This window comes from Pseudogemmobacter humi (assembly GCF_900609055.1).
GTDB classification, from domain to species: Bacteria; Pseudomonadota; Alphaproteobacteria; order Rhodobacterales; family Rhodobacteraceae; genus Pseudogemmobacter; species Pseudogemmobacter humi.
In genome coordinates, this window is sequence record NZ_UXAW01000101.1 from 1 (window position 1) to 15,958 (window position 15,958).

Here is a 15,958-nt window from a genome sequence, read left to right on the forward strand (position 1 = left end):
GGCTCGGGGGCCGCGGTCTTCGGCGCCACCGGCGGCTCGCTGCGCATCTGCTGCGACACCGGCAGGATCACCGCAAGGCCGATCACCAGCGCCGCGACCGAGGTGGTGGCGGCCAGGGCGGGTTTGGCGGACAGGAAATTCAGCATGGAACGCACTCCGTTCAGGAAACCCGCCCTCGCGGGGCGGTCCTCCGTCTGACGTGCTTCGGCGCGCGCGCCCTGGGTGCGGTCGAAATTTTCCATGGCGAGCGCAAGTGCCCGGGCGCGGGCGTCGGGCTCGGGCGGCGGGGGCGCGGCTTTCAGGGCGGCGCGCAGCTGTTCCAGATCGTCGGTCATCCGGCCTCTCTTGCCGCAAGGGCGCGCAGGCGTTTCTTCACTTCGGACATGCGCCAGGAGATCGTCCCCTCGGAAACCCCCAGCACGAGGCCCGCCTCGGCCTGGGTCATCTCTTCGCCCAGCACCAGCGCCACGGTGTCGCGCAGTTCCGGCGAGAGCTGCGCCATCGCCGACCAGAGCCAGGCCTCGGCCTCGCGGCCCTCGGCGATCTCGGCCTGGCGGGCGGTTTCCCAGTCGCCCCAGCCCTCGGCGGCCTTCACCCGCGTGGTGCGGCGGCGGCGCTGGTCGTGGGCGGCGTTCACCACCACGCGGTAAAGCCAGGTGGTGAAGCGCGCCTCGCCGCGCCAGCGCGTCAGCTTGACCGGAAGCGCGGCGCAGATGTCCTGCGCCAGATCCTCGGCATCGGCGCGCAGCCCGGTCAGCCGCCAGGCCAGCGCGAAGATGCGGTCGTAATGCCGCGCCACCAGGGTGGCGAAGGCCGCGCGGTCGCCCGAGGCGGCCGCCGTGGCAAGGGTCTCGTCGGGCGTATCCATCAGCATGACGCTAATCAGACGCGCGGCGCGGCGCAATCCTTGGCCCGTCCGGCAGCGGCGCGGGGAAAATCCGCAAGGCCCCCGGCTTGTGGGTCTTTTTTCGCTGTCCTAGGCTTCGGGCGCTCACTTCCCGGGGGATCCCTCATGCGCCGTTTGCCGAGTTTCGCTGGTTCCGTGCTGATCGCGGCGCTTGCCGTCCTGTTCTGCGCCTTGCCGCAGGCGGGGGCCGCGCAGGAGGCGGGGCCGCCGGTCGCGCTGGCGCCGGTGCCGGACTGGGCGGACGATCTGCCCGAGGCGGCGGCGCTCGATTCCGCGAAGATCGCCGGGGCGGGCGGCATCCGCCATCTGCTGAAGGACAGGCAATTCGCCTGGGTCGACGGCCGGCGGCAGGTCTGGAGCCGCGATGTGACGCAGATCCTGAGCCCCGAAGGGATCGCGGAAGGGGAGCTGAATGTTCTGGAATACAACGCCGCGCTTGAGGATTTCGCGCTGACCCGGGTGTCTTTGTGGCGCGACGGGGTGGAGACCGATCTGACCGGCAGCGTTCAGCCGGTCGCCGCACCCTGGGAGTGGGACGCGCCGGGCCAGGTTCTGAACCGCCGCCTCATGGTGGTGGTGCCGGTCGAGGGGCTGCGGGTGGGCGATGTGGTGGATATCTCGGCGCTGCGCAGCACGCGCCCCGATGCGCCCGCGCCGGACCGCGAGGTCTATGCGGAACTGGAGTTCCACGATCCGGTGATCCTCGCCCGGGCGGTGGTGAACTGGCCCGCGGACTGGCCGGTGAACATCCGCCCGCTGCCCGCGACGGTGGCGCGGATCGAGGGGCCGCTGCCCGGCGGCGGCACCCGGCTGGAGTTCCAGCGCATCGAGGCCGTTCCGGGTCTTTACGAGGAGGGCGTCCCGGTCTGGATCGACCAGCAGGCGGTGCTGCGGATGACGCCCGACCGCGACTGGAGCGCCCTCGCGGCGGATTACGCCCCCTATTATCAGGCGGATCATCCGCTGGGCGCCTGGGAAGACGCCCTGCGCGATCTGGTGGCGGCCGATGCCGGGGCCGAAGCCCGCGCGCTGGCGGCGCTGCACCTGGTCCAGGACGGGATCGACTATCTGCCGGTCGCCTTTCATGACGGCAGCACGCGGGCGCGGCTTCCGGCCGAGGTGATCGCCTCGGGCTATGGCGATGCGGCGGACAAGGCGCTCTTGCTGGCGGTGATGCTGCGGCGGATGGGGATCGCGGCCGATGTGGCGCTGACCCATCGTTATGCGGGGCACGGGCTGGACCAGGCCTCGCCCTCGGTCGGGGCTTTCGACCACGCCATCGTCCGGGTGCGGATCGGCGGCCAGGACTGGTGGCTCGACCCGGCGCTGACGGGCCAGCGCGGGCGGCTCGCGGCCCTGACCCCGCCGGATTACGGCTTTGCGCTGGTGCTGGCAGAGGGGCAAAGCGCGCCTCAGCCGATCCCCGCCGCGCCCGAGCGGGTCTGGACCAGCATCGTCACCGAGAAATACCGCTTCACCCTGGCCGGGCTATATCTCGACGTCTATTCCGAACACCGGGGCCAGTCGGCCGACGATCTGCGGCTGCGCCACGACGAGAGCGGCGAGGATATCTCGCTTGAGCTTTTCGGCTATTACGGCGACCTGCTGCCCGGGCTGCGGCAACTGAAACCGATCACGCTCAATGACGAGCCCGAGGCCAACCGGCTGACGCTGCACGAGAGCTATTTTCTGCCGGCAGAGGCGATCCGGCTGTCGGGGCTGCGCGAGAGATTTCCCTTCGCGGCCGAGGATTTCTCCAGCGACCTGCCGCAAAGCCCGCCGCAGGGGCGGAAGTTCCCCTGGGCAAGCGGCCCGCCCGGCCTCTACCGTCACCGGATCGAGGTGAGGGGGGCGGGGATCGACTTCACCCCGCCCGCGCCGGTCTTGCTGGAGAACGAGCTCTTCCGCTACCGGCTGGAGGCCTCGGCGCCGGGGCATGGCAGGCTGGAGCTGGACTGGGAGTTTCTGACCCGGCGCGCGGTGATCCCGGCGCGCGATGTGGCGAAGATCGCCGCGGATGCCCGCCGGATCTGGGACACGACCTGGTTCAGCTGGGATCTGCGCTGAGGTGCCGGGCGCGCTGCCGGCCGGCAGCGGCCTGAAAGAAATGGCCCCACGGACGCGCCCCCACGGAAACGCCCCCGCGCGGGGGCAGGGGATCCGCGCCCCGGGGAGTGGGGCGCGGATCATCCGGCCGTTATGGCCGGCTGTCGGTCATTGTCTGCCCCGCCTCGGGCAGCGCGATCAGAACAGGAGCCCGTCATAGACGGCGAAGGCGCCGCCGGTGGTGCGCAGATTGCCGCTCGCGCCCATATCGCGGGCATAGGCGGTGACCGCATTGTAGGTGCCCGAGCCGAACACCCCGTCGATCCCGCCGTAGTAATAGCCCGCGGCGCGCAGGTTGCGCTGGATCGCCTTGCGCTCGCCCGGCGAATAGGTCCTGAAGGCCTGGGCGGCGGGGGTGGAATGGACCGAACTGTAGCTCTTGGTCGAGCGGCGCGGCTCTTTGTAGACCGGCGCCGGTTCGGCATAGCGCGGCGTATCGTAGTAATAGGTCGGCGCGCGGTGCTCTTTGCGGTGTTTGCCGCTCTCGATCAGCTGATCGACGATGATCGCGGCGGCGACACCGGCGACGAAGCCCTGTTCCTTCTTGCCCCAGGCAAGCGCGGGCATCGAACTGAGCGCGACGGCGCCGGCACTCAGCGCGGCGATGGTCATGGTGCGAAACTTCGGCAGCATAGCGGTTTCCTTTCATAAGCGGAACCTGCCCCCTCCGTCGGGCCGGGCAGAAGACCGGAAGGCGGGGCGCGATGAGGCCAATCTGGGCGCGGCCGACCTGCCAGGCAAAATCAACCGGCTGTCAGGGGAAAACACCGGGCTGTTATGGGATAGCAGAAGGAAAATCAGAGACTTGCGGGAAAAGGAAAGGGGGCGCTCGCGCCCCCTCTGAGCCTCGCGGCTCATTCACTCCCTGAGGATATTTGAGGACAGAAAATGAGGGGGGACTGACTTTGGCACAAACGGGCTGGACTGCTGCGGCGCGCCAGCTTTGTGTTGCGGCGCGCCTCTGGGCGGCGGCCGGTTATCTTCTGGACGGAAAAATTTTGCCGGTCGGTGTCAGGATCGGGGCTTCGGGCCGGATGTGACTGCGGACCTGACAGTCCCGCCCGCGCCCTGCCGCGTCCAAATGGGAGGGCCGGGGATGTGTAGGTGATCAGCACCCCGCGGCACGATCTGGCCGAACCCGGTCAGGTGGCCCCACAGGGCATTGATCGCCTGTGTGCGCTGCCGGATCAGCAGTTCACGGATACGGAACATCGAGCCATGGTGCGCCACTGGTTCGAGCGCCGTGGCGAGGCGCCGCCCCTTGCGTCTCTTCGCTCTACACCGGCACGAGGCGCATCGTCGGGCGCGCCGCGGCTTCGCAGATCGCCCCGGCATCCCCGCATCGCTCTTCTGGCGTTTGACGAAGGGCTTCACCTGGGCGGGCGGGATCAGCCGCACCTCATGCCCGGGCTTGCAGATCTTGTGGCCCCGGAAATGCGCCCCTCCGCAAGCGTCCATCGCAACGACGCAAGGCGGCAACCGGCTGAAGAACGACAGCACCTGCTCCCGCCTCAGCGTCTTGCGAAAACCACCCGGCCAGGGACATCAGCCCCATGCGCCTGGAACACATTCTTCGCCAGATCGAGCCCGACAGTGATAATCTCCGACATGACTGCTCTCCTGTGTGGATCCTCGCAGAACCACCCCGGCATACAGATGCCCTCGGGGGGCGGTCACATCATCAGGGCCGGTCAGAGTTTCCCGTCCCCCCGCAACGCGCATCCCATGCGCCCCTCGGGCTTCGCGCCGGAACTTCACCAATGATGTCAATCTGCTGCCTGAGGAGCGCCGGATGCGGCCCGAATGTCGGTCAGATGCGCGCGGCAAGACCCCGGATCGCTCATTCCGCCCGATGTCCATTGTCCTGCCATATCACCACCAGCCGCCGGGGCCTCCGTCTGCCAGGTTTTCGATGGCTTCGGCTGGTCACCCGGGACCTGTGGCCTGTGCGGAAAGTCAGCCCCGACAGGGAAGGCCGACGAACGGGCCGCGGGGGGCAGGCGGCCCCCCGCGACGCTGGCCTGCCTGCTCAGACGCTCAGGCAGATGTATTTCATCTCCAGGTAATCCTCGGTGCCGTGGTGGCTGCCCTCGCGCCCGAGGCCCGATTGCTTGACGCCGCCGAACGGCGCCTCGGCGGTCGAGATCAGGCCGGTGTTCACGCCGACGATGCCGTATTCCAGCGCCTCCTGGACGCGGGTGATGCGGCCGATGTCGCGGGCGAAGAAATACGAGGCGAGGCCGAAGATCGTGTCGTTGGCCCTGGCGACGACCTCTTCCTCGGTCTCGAAGCGGAACAGCGGCGCCAGCGGGCCGAAGGTTTCCTCGTTGGTCACCAGCATCTCGCTGGTCACCCCGGTGAGGATGGTCGGCTGGAAGAACGAGCCGCCCAGCTCATGGCGCTTGCCGCCCAGAGCCACCGTCGCGCCCCTGGCTTTGGCGTCGGCGATATGTTCCTCGACCTTCTCGACCGCGGCGAGATTGACCAGCGGGCCGAACTGCACCGGCTCGGACAGCCCGTCGCCGACAGTGGTCTTCGCCACCGCCGCCGCCAGTTTCTCGGCGAATTTGTCGTAGACGCCGGCCTGGACGTAGATCCGGTTGGCGCAGACGCAGGTCTGACCGTTGTTGCGGAACTTGGACAGCATCGCGCCCTCGACCGCGCGGTCCAGATCGGCGTCGTCGAAGACGATGAACGGCGCATTGCCGCCCAGCTCCATCGAGCATTTCATCACCTGATCCGCCGCCTGGCGCAGCAGGATCCGGCCCACTTCGGTCGAGCCGGTGAAGGTCAGCTTCCGCACCGCCGGATTCTCGCAGAATTCCTTGCCGATGTCGGACGAGCGTTTCGAGGTGATCACCGCGAACACCTCGCCCGGGATCCCGGCGCGCTCGGCCAGCACCGCGATCGCCAGCGCCGAGAGCGGCGTCTCGGCGGCCGGGCGGGCCACAAAAGCGCAGCCCACGGCCAGCGCCGGGCCGCATTTGCGGGTGATCATCGCATTGGGGAAGTTCCAGGGCGTGATCGAGGCCACCACGCCGATCGGCTGCTTGATCACCGTGATGCGCTTGTCGGGCTGGTGGCCGGGAATGGTCTCGCCATAGACGCGCTTCGCCTCTTCGGCGAACCATTCGATGAAGCTGGCGCCATAGGCGATCTCGCCCTTCGCCTCGGCCAGCGGCTTGCCCATCTCGGCGGTCAGGATGGTGCCCAGATCGTCCTGGTTCGCCATCATCAGATCGAACCATTTCCTCAGGATCTGGCTGCGGTCCTTGCCGGTGCGCGCGGCCCAGGCCTTCTGCGCCTTTTCGGCCGCGGCGATGGCGCGGGCGGTCTCGGCGCGGCCCAAATTCGGCACCCGGGCGATCACGTCGCCGCGGGCGGGGTTGATCACCTCGAAGGTCGAGCCGTCGTCGGCGTCGATCCACTGGCCGCCGACATAGGCCTTTTCGACCAGAAGCGAGGGGTCTTTCAGAAGCGCGCGCAGATTGGTGACGGTGTCTAGCATGGGGGCCTCCGCTGAAACGATTGGGGCTGAGGTCGCATGCAGGGGGGCGACTTGTCCAGTTCCGCGCGCGCGATCAGTCCAGTTTGCGGCCAAAACCGCCGCAGGCTGGCGGGATCGAACGCCGCCCCCTTTCATCCTGATCCAAATACCCCCGCCGGAGGCACGGCCCCGCAAGGGGCCGGTTCCCGCCCTCAGCCGTTCGCGTGCATCCGCTCGATATAGGCGCGCATCTCCTCGGCCTCCTGGCGGGCGTCGCGCAGCCCCTCCATCGCGGCGCGCAACTCGGCCTCGGTCTGGCTGATCTGGTTGGTCAGCTCCGCCTCGCGGGTCTCCAGCCAGACCACCGCCTGGTCGCGCATCTCCTCGGCCTCGTGCAGCGACTGCGCCAGCCGGTCGAGTTCGGACAGATCGGTGCCCGCGCTGCGCGAGAAACGGTGCAGCAGCCAGTGGCAGAGCCAGCCCATGCCGAAGGCCAGGAGCAGGATGATCGAGGTGGCGATGACGAATTCGGTGCGGTTCATTGGGCGGGCAATCCTTCGGCCCCCGGGGAAGGGGCTTGCCAAGGGGGCTTGCCGGGAAATCCCGGCGCTGCGGTGGGTCAGTCTTCCTCTGCGGGGCGGGTGCGCGGTCGGACGGTCTTCTCGGCCGGCGCGACCGAGGGGCTGGTGTCGGCGGAAAAATCGGGCGCCTCGCCGGAGGCGGTGGCCTCGACGGCGGGGGCGGCTGCGGCCGGAGTGGCGGCTTCGCTTTCCTCTGCCGCCTGCGGCACCTGCGGGGCGGCGGCGGCTTCCTTCAGGGTGAATTCGATCCGCCGGTTGGCCTCGCGCCCGGTTTCGGTCGCATTGTCGGCGATCGGATTGCTTTCGCCATAGCCCACCGCGGTCATGCCCGATGTATCGACCCGGCGGCCAAGCAGCGCCATCATCACCGCCTCGGCCCGCGCCTGGCTGAGCGCGGCATTGCCGCTTTCCGAGCCCTGGGAATCGGTATGGCCGGCGATTTCCATGCGGATACCGGGGCAGTCGCTCAGCACCTCGGCCAGCTCGCCGATCACCGGGCCGGCCTCGGCGGCGATCTCGGCCGAGCCGGGCGTGAAGGTGATCTTGCGGCGCGACATGATCATGTCCACCCCGGCGGCGCATTCCTGCGGGGTGGGCAGGGCCGCCAGCGGGTCGAGCTTTACGTCATAGCTGACATCGACGCGGAAATTCTGGCCCTGGCCCAGCCCCGAGGACAGGATCTGGGTGATCCGCGCCCGCGCGTCCTGCGAGCCGGTGATGCCCTTCACCTCGACCGCATCGGGGCGCACCACCAGCGTGCCCTTGTCCAGCAGCGACAAAGATTCCAGCCCCGCCAGCACCCGCACCGGCCAGCCGTCGGGCAGATCGGGGTCCAGCACGGCGGCGACATAGACGTTTCCGGCGCCGAAGGCCGCGCGCGCGAATGCCTCGGTCGCGGCCTGCTGCACCTCGTCGACCAGCCGCCCGCGAAGCTCCACCCGGCCCGAATCCAGCCGCCGGGCGGTGAATTCCGCCGGGCCGCGCGTCTCGGTATCGGGGGCCGGCGGCACCGGATCGAGCGAGAACACATCGGGCAGCGCCGCGCGCAGATCGCCGAGCGCATTGTCGAAGGTGGCCTGGCTCACGCCTTCCCCGGCGGCGAAGGTGATGTCGGCGTCCGAGAAGGTCACGGTCCCCGCCTCCATCGCCGCCACGGCGCGGATCGCGGCCACCGCCGCCTCGGACCAGCGCGGCGAGGGGGTGCCCATGCCCACGGTGCAGATCGCGGGCCCCTCCATTCCGGCGGCGGCGGCGGCGTTCAGGATCAGCGTGCGGGCGCGGTCGGTATCGGCGGAACAGGCGTCGAACCGCGCGCCGGCCGCATCCTTGATGAAGCGCAGCGTGAAGGGGGTGATCACCGGGCGCGGCGCCGAGATATTGGTCTCCAGCACCACCGGGCGCGGCTTGCGCTTGCTCAGTTCGCTTTCCAGCCGGCGTTTCTCGGCCGGGCTGTCGGCGATGGCGGTCACTTCGACCCGGCCCGCCGAGACCGAGATCTTCGAGCGTTTCAGCAGGCCAAGCGCCTCGATCCCGAAGCTGAGCGAGTCGTTCCAGCCCTCGGGCGCCGGCCAGTTGGCCGATTGCAGCATGTTGACCGGCAGACTGTCGTCCGGGGTCAGATATGAGGCCGCCTCGACGAAGGCATCGACGCTCAGCCCTTCGGCGTCGGGGGTGGCGGGCATCAGGCCGCCCAGCTGGATACCGTCGTCGTTGCGCAGCATCTCGACCGAGAAGCGCGGGGCCTCGATGGCCGAGGTCGGCGTCACGTCCAGCGTGTCGCGGATGCGCGAGCTGTCGACCAGCGAACTGACGAGGTTCAGCGCGCGGAACCGCGCGGCCTCGTTCGGGGCGGTGCCGCTCAGATGCACCAGCATCCCGTCGGTGGTGACCGTGGCCCAGTCCATCCGCGCATCCGAGAGCCGGGAGATGACCACCGTGCCGGTGCGGTGTTCGATCATCAGCGCCGAGGCGAGGGCGATGCCCAGCATCAGCACCCCCGCAAGGACGAAGGCCAAGGCGCCGAGCGCGGCGCGGGGAAGAGAGAGAAGGCGCCTGGTCAAAGGAGAATCGGGGCTCCGTTTCGCATCCGGCGGCGGTTTGCGGGCCGGGATGGTGGTTTCCTAGGGGGTTAAACGCCGCGGATCAATCAGACCAGAGCGGCGGCGGCAAGAAACGGCACAGGGATCAGCCCCGCGTCGCGGTTGGCGCGGAAGGCCCGCAGGCAGGCGGCGGGGTCGTCGAGGTTCAGCCCGCGCATCTGCCAGCCCATATGCAGCCCGAAGGCCCAGACCCCGGCCAGCGCGATCAGCATCGGCGCGATCCCGCGCGAGGCCGGGATCGTCACGATCACCGCCGCCGCGAACAGCAGCACCGCCAGCGCGAGGAACCCCGCCAGCCAGCGCCCGCTTTGCGCCCCGAACAGCCGGGCGGTGGATTTCACCCCGATCAGCGCGTCGTCCTCTTTGTCCTGATGGGCGTAGATCGTGTCGTAATACAGCGTCCAGGCGATGCCGCTCAGCCACAACAGCACCGCGCCGGGGGCGACATGGCCGGAATGCGCCGCCCAGAGCAGGATCGCGCCCCAGTTGAAGGCAAGGCCGAGAAACACCTGCGGCCACCAGGTGAAGCGTTTGGCGAAAGGATAGACCACCACCAGCGCGAGCGAGGCCACCCCGAGGCCGATGGCAAGCCGGTTGTATGTCACAAGGATCAGCGCCGCGATCAGCGCCTGGAGCGCCATCCACAGAAGCGCGCCTCTTACCGTCACCTGGCCCGAGGGGATCGGGCGGCTCCGGGTGCGGGCCACCTGTCCGTCGATATGGCGGTCGGTGATGTCGTTCCAGGTGCAGCCCGCGCCGCGCATCAGAAACGCGCCGAGGCCCGAGGACACCATCAGCCACAGATCGAGGCGCGAGAAGCCCGATCCGTCGTTTGCCGCCAGCGCCACCGCCCAGAGGCAGGGGATATACAAAAGCCAGGTGCCGATCGGGCGGTCGGCGCGCGACAGCCGCAGCCAGGGCCGCGCGGGCGCGGGGGCCAGCCGGTCCACCCAGTTGCCGCGCACCGCATCGGCCACGCCGGCCGGGGCTTGTTGCGGGGCCTCTGGCGTTCCGTCCGTCCGGGTCATAGGTTCCCTCCATGGCAGGGCCGAAAGTCAGACTTCATGTAGATCAGCCGCTCGGGGCGGGGCAAGCCGTGGCCGTTCCCGAAGGCGCGGCGAATTATCTCTTTGCCGTGATGCGGCTCGGCCCGGGGGCGGGGGTGTTCCTGTTCAACGGGCGCGACGGCGAGTGGCTGGCCGAGGTGGCCGAGGCCGGCAAGCGCCGCGGCGTTCTGGTCTGCCGCGAACAGACCCGCGTGCAGGAGGCGCCGCCCGATCTGTGGCTCCTGTTCTCGCCGGTGAAGAAAGAGCGCACCGCCTTCATCGTAGAAAAGGCGGTGGAGCTTGGCGTGGCCCGCATCCTGCCGGTCTCGACCCGGCGCACCAATGCCGAAAGGCTGCGCGAGGACAAAGCCCGGGCCCATGCCACCGAGGCCGCCGAGCAATGCGGCGCGACTTACGTCCCCGAGGTGGCTGATCTGCAACCCCTTGACCGGCTGCTGGCGTCCTGGCCCGAGGGCCGCAGGCTTTACTGGGCCGACGAGGCCCGCGCCGGGGCCGATGCCGCCTGGCCGGGCGCCCGGGGCGAGCCCGCCGCGATCCTGATCGGCCCCGAAGGCGGCTTCACCCCCGAAGAACGCGCGCGTCTCGACGGGTTGCCTTTCGTGACGCCGGTGGCGCTTGGCCCGCGCATCCTGCGGGCGGAGACCGCGGCGCTTGCCGCGCTGACGCTGTGGCAGGCGCGGTTCGGGGACTGGCGATGAGCTTCCTGCGCCCCGAGGCGCTGGCGCTCCTGCGCCGCTGGTCGGGGCCGGCGGAAGGAGCGGCGCTGGTGGCGCTCGGGCTCTGGATCTTCTCGGGCGGCGGCTGGATCCTGATGCCCGCCGGTGCCCTGGTGGTCGCGGCGGGCCTTGGCTGGGGGCTGCTGGCGCTGCGGCGGATGCGCTTTCAGGGCGATCCCGCCGCCCCAGGCCTGGTCGAGATCGACGAGGGCCGGCTGAGCTACCTGCACCCGCGGATGGGCGGCGAGATCAGCCTGAACGATCTGACCGAGCTGCATCTGGTCAGCCTGCGCGGGCGCCGCGCCTGGCGGCTTGGCGATCTGTCCGGCCGCTGGCTCCTGGTGCCGCTGGATGCCGCCGGGGCCGAGGCGCTGTTCGACGCTTTCGCGAGCCTTCCCGGTCTCGGCTCGGCCGGGCTGGTCGCCGCGCTGGACGAGACGCAGGAAGGCGCGGCGGGGCAGGGCGGCACGCTTCCCGCGCCCGCGCTTCGCGACCGGCTGGTCTGGGCGCGACCGGGCCGCGGGTTGCGCCCGGTGCGCCCCGGGCCGGGGGGGAACTGACGCCCCACAGCCGGGCGGGACGGCAGAACGAGAATCCTGTCCCGGGCGGTCAGCCCGCCCCCTTCTTGCAGCGCCGCGCGGAAATGAGCGGCAGACAGAAGGTTTCACACCAGCGCTCCTGTCTTTCGGCGGCACGCCAGCCAGCTTTCTTCGATACCGGGGCCGCCCGACAGCGATGTAGAACAATCCCGCAATTCCGGCGGGCATATGGCGTATCCGGGTGAATATCGGCCAGGATCGTCGGCAGGGACAGGGGGCTGCCCCCGGGTTTCAGGGCCCGCCGGCCGTTTCCGTGTAGCGGCAGAACTGCAACACCTGCTGTATCGCTTGTGCCCCGGCCGCTGTGGCCAATCGCGGCGATGCCATCGGGCAGTCTTGACAATGCCCCCCGTCGCGGGACAGGTCATGTCGCCTCAGGCACAGATCGAAGTCAGCAGAACCGGAGCCAGCCCATGTCGATACCCCAGGCCGGAGGCGGCCCGATCGAGAGCTTCGGACAGTTGGCCGAACTGCTGGAAAGCGGCTGCAAACCGGCCGATCAGTGGCGCATCGGCACCGAACACGAGAAATTCGGCTGGCTGACAGACTCGCGCCGCCCGCTGCCCTATGCCGGAGAGCGCTCGATCTCGGAGATTTTCTCCCGGCTTGAGGCCCGTTTCGGCTGGCAGCCGGTCAGGGAGGGCGAACATACCATCGGCCTGACCCGCGACGGCGCCAATATCAGCCTGGAGCCCGGCGGCCAGTTCGAGCTGTCGGGTGCGCCGCTGGCCTCGGTCCGCGAGACGGTGGCGGAACTCGACACCCATTTCGCCGAGGTCGCCGCGGTGACCGAAGGCATGGGCGTGCGCTTCATGGGGATCGGCGCGGCGCCGGAATGGTCGCATGAGGACATGCCGGTCATGCCCAAAGGCCGCTACCGGCTGATGACCGATTACATGGGCCGCGTCGGCACTCATGGCACCCAGATGATGTATCGCACCTCGACGGTGCAGGTGAATCTCGACTACGGCTCCGAGGCGGATATGGTGAAGAAGCTGCGGGCCGGCCTTGCGCTGCAACCCGTGGCGACCGCGCTTTTCGCCAGCAGCCCGTTCTTCGACGGGCGCGAGAACGGCCACAAATCCTGGCGCTCGCGGATCTGGCGCGGCCTTGATGATTCCCGCACCGGCATGCTGCCCTTCGCGTTCGAGGATGGCATGGGCTTCCAGCGTTACGTCGACTGGGTGCTCGATGTGCCGATGTATTTCGTCTACCGCGACGGGCGCTATATCGACGCGCTCGGCCAGTCGTTCCGCGATTTCCTGAAGGGCGAACTGCCCGCGCTGCCCGGCGAGAAGCCGACGCTTTCCGACTGGGCCGACCATCTGACGACGGTTTTCCCCGAGGCGCGGGTGAAGAAATACATCGAGATGCGCGGCGCCGATTGCGGCGACCGGGCGCATCTGGCGGCGCTGCCGGCGTTCTGGACCGGGATCATGTATGACGACGCCGCGCTGGATGCCGCCTGGGATCTGGTGCGCGGGTTTGATGCGGCCACCCGCGAGGGGCTGCGCGTCGCGGCCTCGGTCGATGCGCTCCAGGGTGAGGCGAATGGCGTGAAACTTGCCGATCTCGCCCATGCCGCCCTGTCGCTGGCCCATGCGGGGCTGGCGGGCCGCGGCCTTGGCGAGGAGGCATATCTCGCGCCGCTGGTCGACCATGTGAAGACCGGCCGCGTCCAGGCCGACCGCTGGCTGGAGCTTTACCACGGCGACTGGGGCCGCTCGCTCGCCCCGATCTGCGAGGCTGCGAGTTACTGAGCGCGAGACGAGGGGGCCGTCCCGCTCCCGGGGCGGGACTCGGGCGGGATATCTCCAGACAGTGTTGTCTGTCGATTATTCCGCAGTCTCACCCATTGGACCGCAATGACCGAAGAGGACGGTGGCGCAGGCTATCCCGTATGGTCCGGTGTCAGCGCCGTTTCCGACGATCACCCCCCCTGACTTTTGCGCCACCTCTCCCGGATGGCAGTCTTGCCGACCCGGCGACTGGCCGGGAGGCGCCGCGTCACTTCTGCACCGTTTCCTGCGAATCTCCCCGGACCAGGGCGCGCCATGATGAACGCCAGAAGTCCGGCATCCCCCGCACTCCTGGGCGGCGGGCCTGATCGGTGTTCACAGACCGGCGCGGACAGCATCCGGATCGCCCGGGTTTTGCGGTAATGGAGGGTACGGCCTTGGACACCTCAGGCAGGCGATGCGCTCAGCCAAGAGCCTGATGCACCGTATCCGATCACAATCGCAGGGTCTTTGATCCTCCTCATACCAAAAAGCTCTTCACGACCCCTGCGTTTCGCCTCCGTGGTGATCATTGCGTTGGCGATATGGGTCGGAGCCCGGCTGATCGTCCGGGCCGGGTTGGAAGGTGACCCAATTCGGGTCGCAAATGCAGGCGAGCCGATACGAGCGCTCGGGAAGGGCAGCGCGCGATTGCCGCCTTGCATGAGGAACTGGCAAGCTGCGGCTGGTGCAGGGCAAGACCGGCAAGGCGCTGCTGCTGCCCTGCACGGCCGAACTGACGGCGGTGCCGGATGCGGTCCGTCCGGCCGATGGCGGCCGGGATTGACCGATCATCGCCACGCGCGACGGCAACCGCATGACCTGTCGCAGCATGGCGCGGCTCATGATGGCGGCCCGGGATCGCCCCGGCCTGCGGGCCAATGACCTTCACACGCTGGACTACCGGGGCGTGAGGCATTGGCCTGGGCGGGCTGTTCTGACGAGGAAATCCAAAGCTCCAGCGGCCAAGACACGCCCGAGATGGTCGCCAGGTATGCGGGGATCGCCCGGCCACAGATGCGCGCCGATTCGACCGCCAGGAAGCGAGGGAACAGATACGGGCCGAAAAAAGAACCCTATACGGCAGATGATACACGTTGACGGGCAGGAGGAAAAAACCTAATGAACACCGCATTCCGGCGGGTTGGCGGAGAGGTTACGCAGCGGATTGCAAATCCGTGAAGACCGGTTCGATTCCGGTACCCGCCTCCAAATCTTTTCAAACACTTAGCTTATCATACCGCGTTGCCATTCAAATCTGGCAACATCCGTGGCAACTTTCTCGTTCCTGTCTTGTTCTGTTCCATTACTCATTTTCGCTTTGATTGTGCCTCGATAGCTCGGACTTTTTGCCTCGCAGCTCCGGCATACTTTCGAACCATCGCGCCGGTAGCATGCCCTGTAACGGCCGCTATCAGCTCGTCGCTACACCCGAGAGATGCCAGCTCTGATGCGGCTGAATATCTCAGCCCATGGATATCGAAGGCCTCTGCTCCAATCTCCCTGCGCACAGCAATGACGAGATCTGCTGCACTGCGATAGCTGGATGGCTTTCCGCGTCCCCACGCGCAGATCTTGACGCCAATTTTTGCAGCCTCAGCTATAATCGCGAGCAGATGAGGCGTAAAAGGCACCCACAGCCGAGCGCCGGTCTTGCCCTGGGTGAGGTTGATCCCTTCCCCTTCAATGTCCCCCCATCGCATTTTCAGCACATCGCCGATGCGCTGACCGGTGCCAAGCGCAATCTCTAAGATCAGGAGCGCCCGCCCGGTGGCCTTGGCGCGATAGGCGTCGATCAGATCCTGCGGCCAGGCCTCGCGGGGCGGGGCGCCGGACTTCAGCAGGCTCACACCCTTGGCAGGATTATCCTCTCGCCAGCGCTGATCAATAGAGGTTGTTCGGTTCATCTGAACAGGTTTTGGTTGTTTTCTAAGTGGTTTTCCGCCTCGGTTCCGCCGCCACCGCTTCGGGCATCGGCTGGTTGAAGCAGGCCTGATCCGGGGTTTTCCCTTCAAGCGATGAATGTGGACGGCGGCTGTTGCAGAAGCTCAGATATCGCCCGATCCCGGCCCGGGCCTCGGACAGGCTGGAACAGGCCCGCAGGCAGACCTCCTCGTATTTGATTGTCCGCCAGAGGCGCGCGACGAAGACGTTGTCGCGCCAGGCGCCCTTGCCATCCATGCTGATCCTGATCTTGTGGGCGGCCAGCACCTTGATGAAGTCGGTCGAGGTGAACTGGCTACCCTGACGTCGCATGGCCGCTCGAACCGATGGCGCGACCATGCTCCATGTTGAAGATTTCGGGCGGGCCATGACGTGCCAGTGCCTCCTCGACAGCTTCGATGCAAAAATCGGCCTCCAGCGTGATCGACACCCGCCAGGCCAGGACGCACCGGGTGAACCAGTCCAACACGGCGGCCAGACAGATGAAGCCGCGCGCCATTGGAATGCAGGTGATGTCCATCGCCCAGACCTGATTGGGCCGGGTGACAGGCAGCTTTCTCAGCAGATAGGGGCAGTGAGCTGCTGCCGGTTTCGTGGACAGCAGGTTAAGCTAGCATAGCGCGGGCCTCGAACTCCATTGGGCTGAGGTAGCCCAGTTTCGAATGCCTTCTGCG

At 68.1% G+C, this 15,958-nt stretch carries 11 protein-coding genes, 1 tRNA gene and 3 pseudogenes; 5 read left to right on the top strand and 10 right to left on the bottom strand.

Annotation, left to right across the window (positions count from 1 at the left end):
* Window positions 1-335, bottom strand: a pseudogene (locus tag XINFAN_RS17940) (VWA domain-containing protein); the annotation flags it as partial.
* On the bottom strand, window positions 332-868 hold the full coding sequence (locus XINFAN_RS17945; protein WP_124088254.1) for an RNA polymerase sigma factor: 537 nt from the start codon (window positions 866-868) through the stop codon (window positions 332-334). The gene XINFAN_RS17945 and the pseudogene XINFAN_RS17940, both read right to left, overlap by 4 nt.
* Window positions 869-1,012: 144 nt before the next feature.
* Between XINFAN_RS17945 and XINFAN_RS17950 the strand changes: the two genes are divergently transcribed.
* Window positions 1,013-2,974, top strand: a complete 1,962-nt coding sequence (locus XINFAN_RS17950) for a DUF3857 domain-containing protein (protein ID WP_124088245.1) — start codon at window positions 1,013-1,015, stop codon at window positions 2,972-2,974.
* Window positions 2,975-3,151: 177 nt separating this feature from the next.
* Here the strand turns inward: XINFAN_RS17950 and XINFAN_RS17955 are convergent, their stop codons facing one another.
* From XINFAN_RS17955 to ubiA, 6 genes and pseudogenes are all read right to left on the bottom strand, one after another.
* Window positions 3,152-3,646: a peptidoglycan-binding protein gene (locus XINFAN_RS17955; RefSeq protein ID WP_124088246.1), complete on the bottom strand. Its 495-nt coding sequence runs from the start codon at window positions 3,644-3,646 to the stop codon at window positions 3,152-3,154.
* Between the two features lie 477 nt (window positions 3,647-4,123).
* Window positions 4,124-4,623: pseudogene (locus XINFAN_RS17960) on the bottom strand (IS110 family transposase); the annotation flags it as partial.
* A gap of 419 nt (window positions 4,624-5,042) precedes the next feature.
* Window positions 5,043-6,521: an NAD-dependent succinate-semialdehyde dehydrogenase gene (locus tag XINFAN_RS17965; RefSeq protein ID WP_124088247.1), complete on the bottom strand. Its 1,479-nt coding sequence runs from the start codon at window positions 6,519-6,521 to the stop codon at window positions 5,043-5,045.
* A 191-nt stretch (window positions 6,522-6,712) separates the two neighbouring features.
* Window positions 6,713-7,042, bottom strand: coding sequence for an ATP synthase subunit B family protein (locus XINFAN_RS17970; protein WP_124088248.1), 330 nt, complete (start codon window positions 7,040-7,042; stop codon window positions 6,713-6,715).
* Between the two features lie 77 nt (window positions 7,043-7,119).
* Complete coding sequence (locus XINFAN_RS17975) at window positions 7,120-9,141, bottom strand: OmpA family protein (RefSeq protein ID WP_233352340.1); 2,022 nt, start codon at window positions 9,139-9,141, stop codon at window positions 7,120-7,122.
* Window positions 9,142-9,227: 86 nt separating this feature from the next.
* A complete protein-coding gene (gene ubiA / locus XINFAN_RS17980; protein WP_124088249.1) occupies window positions 9,228-10,208 on the bottom strand; it encodes a 4-hydroxybenzoate octaprenyltransferase in 981 nt (326 codons plus the stop codon).
* An 11-nt stretch (window positions 10,209-10,219) separates the two neighbouring features.
* On the opposite strand from ubiA, the gene XINFAN_RS17985 reads away from it, so the two are divergent.
* From XINFAN_RS17985 to XINFAN_RS18000, 4 genes are all read left to right on the top strand, one after another.
* Window positions 10,220-10,945 (top strand): 16S rRNA (uracil(1498)-N(3))-methyltransferase, encoded by a 726-nt coding sequence (locus tag XINFAN_RS17985; protein WP_124088250.1) that lies wholly within the window; start codon window positions 10,220-10,222, stop codon window positions 10,943-10,945.
* Window positions 10,942-11,523, top strand: a complete 582-nt coding sequence (locus tag XINFAN_RS17990) for a hypothetical protein (RefSeq protein ID WP_124088251.1) — start codon at window positions 10,942-10,944, stop codon at window positions 11,521-11,523. Before XINFAN_RS17985 ends, XINFAN_RS17990 begins: the two co-directional genes overlap by 4 nt.
* A 452-nt stretch (window positions 11,524-11,975) precedes the next feature.
* The gene (locus tag XINFAN_RS17995; protein WP_124088252.1) at window positions 11,976-13,322 is read left to right on the top strand and encodes a glutamate--cysteine ligase; all 1,347 of its coding nucleotides are present in this window, start codon (window positions 11,976-11,978) and stop codon (window positions 13,320-13,322) included.
* A gap of 1,156 nt (window positions 13,323-14,478) precedes the next feature.
* A tRNA-Cys gene (locus XINFAN_RS18000) sits at window positions 14,479-14,552 on the top strand.
* 98 nt (window positions 14,553-14,650) lie between these two features.
* On the opposite strand, the gene XINFAN_RS18005 is transcribed toward XINFAN_RS18000, so the two are convergent.
* Together XINFAN_RS18005 and XINFAN_RS18010 are read right to left on the bottom strand one after the other, a co-directional pair.
* Window positions 14,651-15,247: a tyrosine-type recombinase/integrase gene (locus XINFAN_RS18005; RefSeq protein WP_124088253.1), complete on the bottom strand. Its 597-nt coding sequence runs from the start codon at window positions 15,245-15,247 to the stop codon at window positions 14,651-14,653.
* A 22-nt stretch (window positions 15,248-15,269) separates the two neighbouring features.
* Window positions 15,270-15,882 (bottom strand): annotated as a pseudogene (locus tag XINFAN_RS18010) (transposase); the annotation flags it as partial.
* Window positions 15,883-15,958: the final 76 nt, after the last annotated feature.

Bases quoted from the DNA above. Each gene is read 5' to 3' on its own strand.
- XINFAN_RS17945 (WP_124088254.1), bottom strand. From the start codon at position 868: ATGGATACGCCCGACGAGACCCTTGCCACGGCGGCCGCCTCGGGCGAC.
- XINFAN_RS17950 (WP_124088245.1), top strand. From the start codon at position 1,013: ATGCGCCGTTTGCCGAGTTTCGCTGGTTCCGTGCTGATCGCGGCGCTT.
- XINFAN_RS17955 (WP_124088246.1), bottom strand. From the start codon at position 3,646: ATGCTGCCGAAGTTTCGCACCATGACCATCGCCGCGCTGAGTGCCGGC.
- XINFAN_RS17965 (WP_124088247.1), bottom strand. From the start codon at position 6,521: ATGCTAGACACCGTCACCAATCTGCGCGCGCTTCTGAAAGACCCCTCG.
- XINFAN_RS17970 (WP_124088248.1), bottom strand. From the start codon at position 7,042: ATGAACCGCACCGAATTCGTCATCGCCACCTCGATCATCCTGCTCCTG.
- ubiA (WP_124088249.1), bottom strand. From the start codon at position 10,208: ATGACCCGGACGGACGGAACGCCAGAGGCCCCGCAACAAGCCCCGGCC.
- XINFAN_RS17985 (WP_124088250.1), top strand. From the start codon at position 10,220: ATGGCAGGGCCGAAAGTCAGACTTCATGTAGATCAGCCGCTCGGGGCG.
- XINFAN_RS17990 (WP_124088251.1), top strand. From the start codon at position 10,942: ATGAGCTTCCTGCGCCCCGAGGCGCTGGCGCTCCTGCGCCGCTGGTCG.
- XINFAN_RS17995 (WP_124088252.1), top strand. From the start codon at position 11,976: ATGTCGATACCCCAGGCCGGAGGCGGCCCGATCGAGAGCTTCGGACAG.
- XINFAN_RS18005 (WP_124088253.1), bottom strand. From the start codon at position 15,247: ATGAACCGAACAACCTCTATTGATCAGCGCTGGCGAGAGGATAATCCT.